The sequence below is a fragment of the Providencia sp. JGM181 genome (assembly GCF_018257375.1).
In the GTDB taxonomy this organism is placed as follows: domain Bacteria; phylum Pseudomonadota; class Gammaproteobacteria; order Enterobacterales; family Enterobacteriaceae; genus Providencia; species Providencia lanzhouensis.
Genome location: NZ_JAERJY010000114.1, coordinates 1 through 11,908 on the forward strand (window position 1 = coordinate 1; position 11,908 = coordinate 11,908).

Genomic DNA, 11,908 nt, shown 5'->3' on the forward strand with positions numbered 1-11,908 from the left:
ATTTCTCTAAGGAATCAACGCTATTGTGACTAAAGCGCCGTAACTGGGCTTGGGAATGCATTGCCCCTTCTAACAAAAAATTACCCTTAGCGAGCAAGTTGTTATTCACCCATACATTAATAGAATTTTTGACTTATTTAGACTGTTAATATTTATTTACACTCACTGTAATTCAGATTTGACAGAGTGATCGCAATCGCATAATCTGCTTAAATTATTAATAACCCGAATTCAATCAGAGGAATTTGTGAAGAATCGTACCCTTGGCAGTATTTTGATCGTGGCAGGAACAACAATTGGCGCAGGAATGCTAGCAATGCCGCTAGCGGCAGCAGGTGTTGGCTTCACTGGAATAGTATGTTTGTTAATTGGTTTATGGATGCTAATGAGTTATACCTCATTACTACTAGTCGAGGTATATCAACATAATCCTGCCAATATGGGGCTCGGTAGTGTTGCGAAAAAGTACCTCGGTCCTGTCGGTCAAATTGTCACTGGTTTGAGTATGTTATTACTGATGTATGCTCTGACAACTGCCTATATTGGCGGGGCTGGAGTGCTTATCTCTGATAGCCTATCTTCTTGGTGGGGGATTACGGTTTCGACTCAAACAGCCATTATTATGTTCACCATTGTTGGCGGGGCTGTGGTCTGTGTGGGTACACACTCTGTTGATTTTATTAACCGTATTCTTTTCACCGCTAAGACGATTTTCTTAGTGATTATGCTTGCCGTTATGATGCCTCATGCCGAGGCGGTTAACCTAAGCACAATGCCGCTGGAAAAAGGCCTTATACTCGCTGCTGTTCCCGTGATTTTTACCTCTTTTGGGTTCCATGGAAGCGTACCAAGTTTAGTCAATTATATGAATGGTGATGTACGCAAGCTGCGTATCATTTTCATTACAGGGAGTGCAATTCCTCTGGTTGCCTACATTCTGTGGCAGATAGCGACATTAGGCTCTATCCCATCCAATACATTTATGGGGATCCTTGCTCAATCATCCGGTTTAAATGGGTTATTAACCGCAATCCGTGATGTGGTTGCCACTCCACGCGTGAATATGGCCGTGGCCCTGTTTATGGATTTAGCGTTAGCAACTTCATTCTTAGGTGTGGCGTTAGGTTTGTTTGATTACCTTGCAGACTTATTCAAGCGCAGCAATGATTTTATTGGTCGTGCGCAAACCACGCTGCTGACCTTCGTACCCCCGTTACTCGCCGCGTTGTTCTTCAGTAGTTTTGTTCAAGCATTAACTTACGCCGCTGTCGCATTATCAGTCCTAGCATTAATCATACCGGCACTGTTAACCATGCGCGTACGCAAGTTAGAAGCGAATGGCATTTACCGCGTCAAAGGCGGCACACCAATCCTCACTTTAGTTCTGCTGTGCGGTATCGCAGTCATCGCCATCCAATTCGCCATCGTGGCCGGCTTCCTACCAAACGTAGGTTAATCCCAAGAGTTTCATTCATAAAAAAACACCCCAAATTGGGGTGTTTTTTTGAAAAATCCAGTTCCGCCATTTTTCAAAATAGTTCATGTTGTAGCTAGGCGGCAAACGCGCTAATCCCTAGGAGCATACACAAGTATGTGACTAGGGTTAGCAAGAGCAGCCAACAACGCTACAGCGTGAAATATGAAGAAAAATCTATCCCAGGGAGCATACATAAGTATGCGACCAGGGTTGGCAAGAGCAGCCAACAACGCCACAAATCAAAATATGACGAGAATATTAGAAGGACAGGCCGGCGCCCACATACCAACCATCTGCAAGTTTCTCATTACGATCATCATGCGCGCCTTTCATCTCAATCAGACGATAACCCGCATCAACCGACAACGGTTTAAACACGGTATAGCGCGCACCTGCTTTCGCTTCCATGTAGGATTTGCTGCCTGAAGTCAGTGATTCTGGTGCGCCATACGCTTCACCGTAGAAACTTAATGATGGCAGTGCTTGCCAACTTAAGCCGCCGCCTAATGCTGCCGCTGCACCGTTAGAACCATCTTCAGGAGATAAATACAATGCTTTACCACCTACATAGGCATTAAATGGTCCTAATGGCAGACCGAAAGTTGCGCCTAAGCTACCTAACTCGCCATTATGATCGCTACGAGCCCAAGAGCCATTAAATGCTAAACCGGAACCTTGAGTTCCTAAACCAGCACTTAATTCTGTAAAATGTTCACCCGCGCTGAAATCAGCAGAAATTGCTTGGGCAGCACCCATATAAAATGCAGAGGTCGCTGCAACAGCTAAAAGAACTTTGCGCATTATCATTTCCTTTATTATTAAAAATTAAAGTATCGTGACGATGTTACGTGATTTAGTGCACGTACTCAGTCTTTTTTGCTTAAATTTACGTTAGAACACCGTTTAACGCACAATAAGTGAAATTCATCAGTGGTTTACTTCAATTAATTCTTCATTTTCTGACTAAACTTCTTACTATGATTACAGTGATTGGTCAGAGCGATTAGATAATTAATTCTTTGCTTATTATACTGTTCATCAAGTTTATTATAGAGATGAAGTGATATTCTACAAATATTCATCCAGTTAGTTACTTTTGTGTAGTCTATAAATCTAATAGCTTGGGAGTATTGTGATGAAAAAAAGAGGTTTAACTACCGCTTCAGGCGCACCTGTTGTGGATAACAATAACGTGATGACTGCGGGTAAACGTGGCCCGATGCTGTTGCAAGATGTTTGGTTTTTGGAAAAGCTCGCCCACTTCGATCGTGAAGTGATCCCAGAGCGCCGTATGCACGCTAAAGGTTCAGGGGCATTCGGTACTTTCACTGTCACCCATGACATTACCCGCTATACCCGTGCTAAATTATTCAGTGAAATTGGCAAGAAAACCGATTTATTTGTCCGCTTCTCCACCGTAGCCGGTGAACGTGGTGCAGCTGATGCCGAGCGCGATATCCGTGGTTTCGCCATGAAGTTTTATACCGAAGAAGGCAACTGGGATATGGTGGGTAACAACACCCCTGTATTCTATCTGCGTGACCCGCTGAAATTCCCTGACTTAAACCACGTTGTTAAACGCTGCCCTTACACCAATATGCGTAGCGCTGCCTATAAATGGGATTTCTTCTCCCACTTACCTGAAGCGCTTCATCAATTAACCATTGATGTCAGCGACCGCGGCTTACCGAAAAGCTATCGCTTTATGCACGGTTTTGGTAGCCATACCTATAGTTTTATCAATGCGAATAACGAACGTTTTTGGGTGAAATTCCACTTCCGTAGCCAGCAAGGTATCGAAAACCTTATGGACGACGAAGCAGAAGCGCTGATTGGTAAAGATCGTGAAAGCTCTCAACGTGACCTGTTCGATGCTATCCAACGTAAAGAATATCCTCGCTGGAACTTACAGATTCAGATCATGCCAGAAAAAGAGGCGTCAACCGTCCCTTATAACCCATTTGATCTAACCAAAGTGTGGCCACATAAAGATTATCCATTGATTGATGTGGGCTATTTTGAACTGAACCGCAACCCAGATAACTATTTCTCGGATGTGGAGCAAGCGGCATTTAGCCCAGCGAATATCGTTCCGGGCATTGGATTCTCTCCAGACAAAATGCTGCAAGGTCGCTTATTCTCTTACGGGGATACTCAGCGTTACCGTTTAGGTATTAACCACTATCAAATTCCGGTGAACGCCCCACGCTGCCCATTCCACAATTATCATCGTGATGGTGCAATGCGCATTGATGGTAATAGCAGCAATACCGTGACTTATGAGCCAAACAGCGCAGGTATGTTCCAAGAACAACCGGACTATAGCGAACCACCATTATCCATCGAAGGTGCGGCTGATCACTGGAATCACCGTGAAGATGAAGATTACTTCAGCCAACCTCGTGCACTGTATGAATTGCTGGACGATGCCGAACATCAACGTATGTTCCAACGTTTAGCGGGTGAGTTGATTGAAGCGTCAGAAGAGACACAAAAACGTCAAATCGAGTTGTTTAAGAAAGTGCACCCAGAATACGGCGCGGGTGTTGAAAAAGCGCTGAATGCGCTGAAATAAACAAGCATTTCCTGTTATGACCAAGCGCTAGAACTTTCTAGCGCTTTTATCTATTCCTTAATTCATTCTGCGTTTAGTTCATCACTATCTTTGTGTTAACACCCATCGCTTCACCTGCTGGCGAGAGACTTTAATTCCCCCCGCTTTTAATTCAGGTTCTAGGCGATAAAACGCCATGGGGAATTGATACGGGGCTAATTTATCTTTTAGCCAATCCGCCAACATGTTCAAATTCATTGATTCATCAGCGTCAATCACTGCCACTGGGCGCTGTCCAAATTGCACATCATCAACAGGAACAATAAAGCTTTGGTGCACACCAGGATGAGCATTGATCACCGCTTCAATATCTTCAGGCTGCACACACTCCCCGCCGCTAATGAACAGATTATCCAAACGACCTAAAACCTGATATTCACCCTCAATAAAGGCGCCTTTGTCATTGGTTTTAAACCAGCCATCCACTAAATTTAAAGGATGTAATTGCCCGTCAAACCAATACCCTAAGGATTGGCTATCCGACTGAATTTGAATTTCATCATCCACCAGCCGTACTTGTTTACCCGTTAACGGAAGCCCCACGCCTTTCTTACCATCGGCACGTTTGGCGCACACGGTTGATGCCATTTCTGTCATCCCATAACCGCTCCAACATACAATACCGCGCTGCTCGGCTAGCTCCGTTAAACTGGTTGGGATCATGGCGCCACCCAACAAGACTTCTTTTAACGAAAGAGTTAATGGCATCTCGTCATTCAGTAACCGCCATAGTTGGGTCGGCACTAATGAGGCATGGGTGACACCCTGTAATGCTTCGGGCAATGGTGTAGAACGAATGGCGAGTTTTGCGCCGCTCAGTAACCAACGCCATACAATCCCTTGCCCTGAAACGTGAAATAATGGCAATGAAAGTAGCCAGCAATCCTCTTGCTGATAATTCATGGCATTCAGTACGCCAGCCGCACTGTTCAAATGCGCCGAAATACTGTGTACAGCCGCTTTAGGTAACCCTGTTGAACCTGAAGTTAAAATTAACGTTGCAGGTTGCTCAGCGATTTTCTGAAAACTCACCGAAGGGAAATCATCATATTCAATAAAATGATAATAAAGCTGGTGATCCAAATGGCGATAATCCGCTAACGCATTCTGCTCATCGGTAAAATCAATTACTGCACCAATATCAAGATGCGGCAGTAATTCATTTAATAACCGCTCAGGAAGGCGAGGATTGAGAAGCAAGACTTTCGCCCCACAAGCTAACAATGCCAATTGACTGAGTAGCAGTTCAACGGAGTTTTTACCGCGCAAAGCGACACATTGCCCTTCTTGCACGCCTTGCATCGCAAAGTAAGTGACTAAATCGGCAATCTGCTGATTTAACGCCGCCCACGTTACCGATTCGGTATCCGTAAAAAGTGCAATGTTATTTGGTTGAAGACTGGCCCAATGCTGCCAAGGCCAGTCGGTAAAGCGGCTAGACGATGATGCTAACTCTGCCATACAACTGTCATCTCATCTAACTGTTGAACAGGAATTTGGCATTGTGGCCAAGGTCTCACCAATTGAGATTGGATCAGTGAAACCGTATCTAAACCTGGAATGGTATTCGGCGTTAGCCAATTTGCGACCCGCGCTAATTGGGTTAAACCAAAGCTGCTTTCGATGGATGAGCTGATCACAGCCTGCATCCCTAACTGATGAGCTTGCTCCACCAAACTGCGGCAATAACTCAAGCTGCCCGTTAAGGTCGGTTTAATGATAATCGCCGCCACTCCCGGTTGCGCTTCTACTTTGAAGTCATCTTCGCGCACACTTTCATCCCATGCGATGGCGATACCAGTATCCGCAGAAAATTGCAAAGACTCCTCACGGGTTTTGCATGGCTCTTCAAGGAACGCAATTCGTGCACGGTAATCTGGATTCACATATTTAGCGAAACCATCTGCTTTTGCTCGAGTCCAGCTGCGGTTAGCATCTAAGCGCAGTTTTAGCTCAGGCACCGCTTCCAATAATAAGTTTGCCACCATGCCATCACGCACAGCTTCATAAAGCCCCACTTTCACTTTGGCGACTTTTTCCCCTTCCATGGCATCGAGGCTTAGGATTAGATCATCAGGGTCACCGCTGCATAATGGCGCTTTACGATAATTAGCTTGTTGTGGAAGTTCACCGGTCAGCTCTGCTAATGCACAGCTACAGCCAAAGGCAACTGAAGGTAAATGGCTTGGCGTCATTGTGCCTTCATTCACCCATTCATTTAGCCATGCGATGGTGTCGGCTGTTGCTTCTTCCAACGTTTCACGGCTAAATTCTGGCAGAGGTGAAACTTCCCCCCAGCCTTCGCTATCCCCATCTTGTAAACAAACCAAAAGCCCATCACGGGTTTTTAGTCGTTGATAGCGAAGGATAACGCCTGCCTCCATCGGCAGGCTGAACGAGTAAAGTTTGGCTTTTCTCATTATGGATTACGCTTATATTTAGAAAAATCTGGCGCACGTTTTTCGTTGAATGCGTTACGCCCTTCTTGACCTTCATCGGTCATATAGAACAGCATCGTTGCGTTACCCGCTAATTCTTGCAGACCCGCTTGACCATCACAGTCAGCGTTCAGTGCCGCTTTCAAGCAACGTAGTGCCATTGGGCTGTTTTCCAGCATTTCACGGCACCAGCGTACCGTTTCTTTTTCTAAGTCAGCATAAGGTACAACGGTGTTGACCAGACCCATGTCTAACGCTTCTTGCGCATTGTACTGACGGCACAGGAACCAAATTTCGCGGGCTTTCTTTTGACCGACGATACGCGCCATATAAGATGCGCCCCAGCCGCCATCAAACGAGCCAACTTTAGGACCCGTTTGACCGAAAATCGCGTTATCGGCTGCGATGGTTAAGTCACACATCATATGTAAAACGTGACCGCCACCGATGGAGAAACCGGCAACCATTGCAACAACAGGTTTTGGACAGGTACGAATTTGACGTTGGAAATCCAATACGTTCAGATGGTGCGTACCGCTTTCATCGCGATACCCGCCGTAGTCGCCACGAATTTTCTGGTCACCACCAGCACAGAACGCTTTTTCACCTTCACCCGTTAGGATGATAGTCCCGATATGGTCGTCATAACGCGCGTCTGATAATGCTTGGATCATCTCTTTTACAGTTTGCGGACGGAATGCATTGCGCACTTCAGGGCGGTTAATGGTAATTTTAGCAATCCCTTCAGGGGATTTGTGATATCGGATATCGTCAAAACCTGCTGAGCAATCTTGCCACTCAATCGGTGCGTACAGTTTTTCTTCGCTTGGATAAATCATTATCAAGTTCCTTTAACCACAGTGTGATAAAAAATAGTGAAGTGCAGCTGCATAATGTTGGGGATTTTCCCGATGCGCATTATGCCCTGCATTATCAATTAGCGTAAACGGCAATGCATATTGTTGCGAAACGCCTCGAAATTTTTGGTCTTTCTCACCGCAAAAATAGCAGTAAGGGACAGATAATTGCTTTAATGACTCAGCTAAAAATGGTTGTTTGGATAGCGACGTATTTTCTAGCATATCGGCAACGGCCAATGGGTTATTTTGACCTCGGAGTGCTACCAATTTTTCACGCTGAACCGATGTAAGGTCGGCAAAAACCGCTTGTTGATACCAGTCATTCAAAACCTGTTCGATTGGCTGATGTCGAAAACGTTCTGCCCAGCGATGGTCATTATCGGCTCGTGCAATACGTTCTTGTTCACTCTGTAAACCAACGTTGCCCCCTTCAATCACCAACCCTTGTAGCCCTTGATGAGTGCTAAAGCAGGCAAAGTGCATCGCTAAGCGGGCGCCGAGCGAATAGCCAATCAACACATATTGCGAAACAGAGTAACGCGCCAACAACTGAGTCAGTTGCGTATCAAAATCAACAAAACCTTGGCAGCCGATATTGCGTGAATCACCATGCCCTGGCAAATCCACCACTAAGCGCGGATAATTGGGGCAAGCCTCAACAATTGATGACCAATCATCGTGACTCCCTAATAAGCCATGAAGGAAAACTAGCCACGGTGTTTTTTTGCCGTTGGCAGGTTGTTCCTGACTCGGATAATAGTGCGCCGCTAGCACGGTAAACTTTCCACGTCTTGCAGTAATTGTTTTAGTGTTCGAGCACCTTCATCCCCATCAACCACTAACTCAATCAGCAGTGTACCGCGTTGCTTGAGCCAGAATTCTTGCACTGTCTCTTTTAAGCTCGACCAATCTGTTGGCGCGCAGTATTGCAGACCAAACATCATCGCCGCACCTTCAAAGCTTACATTTTGTGGCATGCAATAATAGTTTTGGCGAGCTTCTGGGGAGGTTGGCAGCATCGAGAAAATTTGTCCGCCATTATTGTTCACAATAATCAATACGCTAGGAGCAGAAGGTTCACGCAGCAATGCCAAGCTGTTCAAGTCATACAATGCGGAGATATCCCCGACGATACCCAGAGTCGGCTTCGCCGTTGCTCTTTGTACCCCCGCCATCGTCGAGATCAAACCATCAATCCCACTGGCGCCACGGTTACTAAATACAGGGTAACCCGCTGGCAATTGTGCTAGTGCATCAATTAAACGCACAATTAAACTATTCCCCACGAAAAATTGTCCGCAAGGAGGGAGAAGCTCTGGTAATTGATGTGCCACTGCCGCTTCAGAAAATTGGTTTTGTAGCTGGGCTTGAACATGTTGCAACGTGCGGCTTGTCAGATCCGTTAAGCCTTTACACCATGCACCGCGAGGTTGAGCGGGATGTTGCTCTATCCACCCTTTTACGCTGCAAGTGAGCTTACGACCCTGATGATTGGCGGGATCTAAGCGCCCTGGAATAGTATCAATGATCCAATATTCTTGGGGATGACACTGGCTTTGCCACTGTAATGCGCGTTTTCCTGTTATGCTTGAGCCAAACTGAACCACTAATTCTGCTTCATCTAACCAGGCTTTAGCATTCGGGTGTTGTAACCATAAATCAGCACATGGATAAGGTTGTCCAGTCTGAGAGAGCACATCACCGATAACTGGCCAGCCTAGTTCTGCCGCCCATTTTGCAACAAGCTCGCCATCATTGCTGCTCATACGCCCTGCGATCACGACCCCTTTTTTCTGACGCCAGAAATACCAGTCAGCCACTAATGCGACAGTATGGGTTAGAGGTTCGCTTAGCCACGGGTGAGATGATTGCCACCAATTACCTAAACTGGCTTGCCACTCGGTTTCCCCTTCAGTTTCACCATACAGAGGTTCAGCAAAAGGACAGTTCACATGGAATGCCCCATGACGCAGCTGATTCATCCCGTTATCTAGCGCAGAAACCAGCCACTTCGCTGAAATATCGCGCGTGGGTCTTGGTAGCATTAAACTTTCGAACGGATGGCTAGCAAAAATATGGGTTTGGCGGATAGCCTGATTGGCACCGCAGTCAATTAATTCTGGCGGTCTGTCTGCCGTGAGGAAAATGACTTTTTCCCCCGTTAATCCAGCTTCTATCAGTGAGGGATAAAGGTTAGCGACTGCCGTCCCTGAGGTGACAATCACGCCAACAGGTTCTCCACTCGCTTTCGCAAGCCCAAGAGCAAGATGACCTAATCCGCGCTCATCAAAGTGCGTATGGCAATGAAGTTTTGCATTATTCACAGCGGCTAACGTTAACGGCGTGGAGCGAGAGCCGGGAGCTATGCAGATATTTTTCATTCCGTGACGGGCTAGCGCCTCAATAATTACCTCAGCCCAACGGAGATTAAATGCTGAATTCGACATAATGTGCTCGGTAACTTATTCATGATGCTGAGTGTAATAGGATTGAGAAAAATTTCTTGATCTCAAAACAATTTTTCATGAACTAATTGAAAATAAAAAAGAAATAACCATTTTAGCTATAGGGTTTTTAGGCTATTTTTTCATTGTGCTTGGTTTTTCATTGCGTTTTAAGTAAGGATTTCAGTCCAGCCGCTTTGTTTTCAATTTCTTCCCACTCTTGTTCAGGATCTGAACCACTCACAATCCCTGCACCTGAATAGAGGGATATCTGGGTACCATCAATTTGAGCGCAGCGCAGAGAAACCGCAAATTCACTGCGATTTAAACTGACAAAGCCACCCGTTCCTGCATACCAACCACGAGAAAATGGCTCGTGCTCGGCAAGGAATTCACGAGCAACGCGACGGGGTAAGCCGCATACCGCTGCCGTCGGTTGTAAACGTTGCAAACAATCGCTGTCTGAGGGCGCTAATAGGGTCGCGGCAATGGAGCGATATAAATGTTGGATTTTTCTCAGGCGGATCACCTTCGCGGGGGAGACATCAATACCCGTTACCGCACCTTGTAATTGCTGACAAATATCATCAACCACCACTAAATTTTCATGCTGGTTTTTACTGTCTTCCATTAACCATTTGGCATTTTCAGCCGCAATCCCATCATCAACATGGTTAGCAACCGTACCCGCTAGTGCTTCAGAATTAAGTTGAGTGCCTTGGCGCAAGTAAAGACGCTCTGGAGTCGATGACATAAAGCCGGAGTGCGCACTAAACGCCATCATAAAATGGTAGCAATGGTGATTCACTTTTTGGCTAGCAGATAAAAACTCTGCCGCAGTTATGGGCTTAGATAGTGACAATTTGGTTTCCCGTGCCATCACCACTTTCTCCATTTTACCTGCACGCATATCGTGAATGGCTCCAGTGAGTAACGCACACCATTCATCATGATCGGGAATATGCTGCTGCCCAATGATTTGAGTGGATAATGGGGATACGCTATTCGATACCGAATTTAACTGCTGTACAAAAGCAATAGCGGCTTGGAGATCCTGTGCACCATCAATATTTAGAGCAACAGTCACCGTTGAGCGCAAGCGGAAGATTTCTAATCGAGGTAGAAAATAGAATGCGGATTCTCGCTTAAGGGTTTCACTGATACCTTCGCCCACACCATTCCAACCATTGAGGCCCCATAATCGCATATCAGGGATTTCAGTATGCTCGGAGATAAATTGCTCAGCATCCATGATAGCATTAAATGATTTTACTGTGCCTAACGCACTACATTCCTCTGAGCCAGTACGGTGATACCAATAGAATTGAGGGTAGCTATCTTGGGACGATAACCACGCTAATCCCGGAAACGTCTCTTTTGCATCCATCTTCCACGCTAAGCGGGTATATTCGTTAGGATTGAGTACTAATGTAGACAAATGGGTCAGAATTTCAGCTAATAATTTATCAATTTTTGTTTTTGTCACTTTAGATTCCCACTGCACCATCACAACGACATCGATTTACTTACAATTATTATATATCGCAATGTAATTTATTAATACATTCATTATTAATAGCACAAGATGTTTAAAAAAACGTCAGATAGAAATCAAAAATGATAAGCTTACGACATGGGTACGTTTTCAAAATCATGTCATATCAAACTGTTAAATAAGGCCTCACACCCATCTTATTTGTATAACCTCACTATCAACTTGTGATTAATATATAAAATATCAATAATTCACCTTATAAACTATTTTTATTCTTTGATTGATTCTAGATATTGAATCCTAATTACACTTAATTCCTTATTGTTTAGAAACTATAATATTCACTTTAAGAGCGCAGAAACGACGCTATATATAAGTTTAAAAATTGTAATTTATGTAATAAGTGAATACTTAAAACTACAACCAATGAGTTATTTTTTAGCGCTGATTTTCATTTTTTAATATCAACATATGCCCTGCATTTCTAGTAGGTTATGAGTTATAAATTTGAACGTGATTAGCCTCTTGTTTATTACTATTAAAAACTTATTACGATAAAATTTTTATAGCGACTCGAAAT

9 protein-coding genes are annotated in these 11,908 nt (G+C 44.8%); 2 read left to right on the plus strand and 7 right to left on the minus strand.

Annotation, left to right across the window (positions count from 1 at the left end):
* Window positions 1-307 precede the first annotated feature (307 nt).
* Window positions 308-1,456 (plus strand): tyrosine transporter TyrP, encoded by a 1,149-nt coding sequence (gene tyrP, locus JK188_RS13425; protein ID WP_249215456.1) that lies wholly within the window; start codon window positions 308-310, stop codon window positions 1,454-1,456.
* Window positions 1,457-1,735: 279 nt separating this feature from the next.
* On the opposite strand, the gene JK188_RS13430 is transcribed toward tyrP, so the two are convergent.
* Window positions 1,736-2,278: a YfaZ family outer membrane protein gene (locus tag JK188_RS13430; RefSeq protein WP_006661376.1), complete on the minus strand. Its 543-nt coding sequence runs from the start codon at window positions 2,276-2,278 to the stop codon at window positions 1,736-1,738.
* 334 nt (window positions 2,279-2,612) lie between these two features.
* On the opposite strand from JK188_RS13430, the gene JK188_RS13435 reads away from it, so the two are divergent.
* The gene (locus tag JK188_RS13435) at window positions 2,613-4,052 is read left to right on the plus strand and encodes a catalase (protein ID WP_036952784.1); all 1,440 of its coding nucleotides are present in this window, start codon (window positions 2,613-2,615) and stop codon (window positions 4,050-4,052) included.
* An 84-nt stretch (window positions 4,053-4,136) separates the two neighbouring features.
* On the opposite strand, the gene menE is transcribed toward JK188_RS13435, so the two are convergent.
* From menE to JK188_RS13465, 6 genes are all read right to left on the minus strand, one after another.
* Window positions 4,137-5,552: an o-succinylbenzoate--CoA ligase gene (menE, locus tag JK188_RS13440; protein ID WP_211886038.1), complete on the minus strand. Its 1,416-nt coding sequence runs from the start codon at window positions 5,550-5,552 to the stop codon at window positions 4,137-4,139.
* Complete coding sequence (menC, locus tag JK188_RS13445; RefSeq protein WP_211886039.1) at window positions 5,540-6,511, minus strand: o-succinylbenzoate synthase; 972 nt, start codon at window positions 6,509-6,511, stop codon at window positions 5,540-5,542. Before menC ends, menE begins: the two co-directional genes overlap by 13 nt.
* Window positions 6,511-7,368, minus strand: a complete 858-nt coding sequence (gene menB, locus JK188_RS13450) for a 1,4-dihydroxy-2-naphthoyl-CoA synthase (protein ID WP_036952775.1) — start codon at window positions 7,366-7,368, stop codon at window positions 6,511-6,513. The genes menC and menB overlap by 1 nt, the downstream gene beginning before the upstream one ends.
* 12 nt (window positions 7,369-7,380) lie before the next feature.
* Window positions 7,381-8,163 (minus strand): 2-succinyl-6-hydroxy-2,4-cyclohexadiene-1-carboxylate synthase, encoded by a 783-nt coding sequence (menH, locus tag JK188_RS13455; protein WP_211886040.1) that lies wholly within the window; start codon window positions 8,161-8,163, stop codon window positions 7,381-7,383.
* Window positions 8,157-9,836 carry a 2-succinyl-5-enolpyruvyl-6-hydroxy-3-cyclohexene-1-carboxylic-acid synthase gene (gene menD / locus JK188_RS13460; RefSeq protein ID WP_211886041.1) on the minus strand — a complete coding sequence of 560 codons (1,680 nt, stop codon included), beginning with the start codon at window positions 9,834-9,836 and terminating at the stop codon, window positions 8,157-8,159. The genes menH and menD overlap by 7 nt, the downstream gene beginning before the upstream one ends.
* A 157-nt stretch (window positions 9,837-9,993) precedes the next feature.
* Window positions 9,994-11,319, minus strand: coding sequence for an isochorismate synthase (locus tag JK188_RS13465; RefSeq protein ID WP_211886042.1), 1,326 nt, complete (start codon window positions 11,317-11,319; stop codon window positions 9,994-9,996).
* Window positions 11,320-11,908 lie beyond the last annotated feature (589 nt).

Excerpts from the sequence above, each read along its gene's own strand:
- tyrP (WP_249215456.1), top strand. The coding sequence starts at position 308 with ATGCTAGCAATGCCGCTAGCGGCAGCAGGTGTTGGCTTCACTGGAATA.
- JK188_RS13430 (WP_006661376.1), bottom strand. The coding sequence starts at position 2,278 with ATGCGCAAAGTTCTTTTAGCTGTTGCAGCGACCTCTGCATTTTATATG.
- JK188_RS13435 (WP_036952784.1), top strand. The coding sequence starts at position 2,613 with ATGAAAAAAAGAGGTTTAACTACCGCTTCAGGCGCACCTGTTGTGGAT.
- menE (WP_211886038.1), bottom strand. The coding sequence starts at position 5,552 with ATGGCAGAGTTAGCATCATCGTCTAGCCGCTTTACCGACTGGCCTTGG.
- menC (WP_211886039.1), bottom strand. The coding sequence starts at position 6,511 with ATGAGAAAAGCCAAACTTTACTCGTTCAGCCTGCCGATGGAGGCAGGC.
- menB (WP_036952775.1), bottom strand. The coding sequence starts at position 7,368 with ATGATTTATCCAAGCGAAGAAAAACTGTACGCACCGATTGAGTGGCAA.
- menD (WP_211886041.1), bottom strand. The coding sequence starts at position 9,836 with ATGTCGAATTCAGCATTTAATCTCCGTTGGGCTGAGGTAATTATTGAG.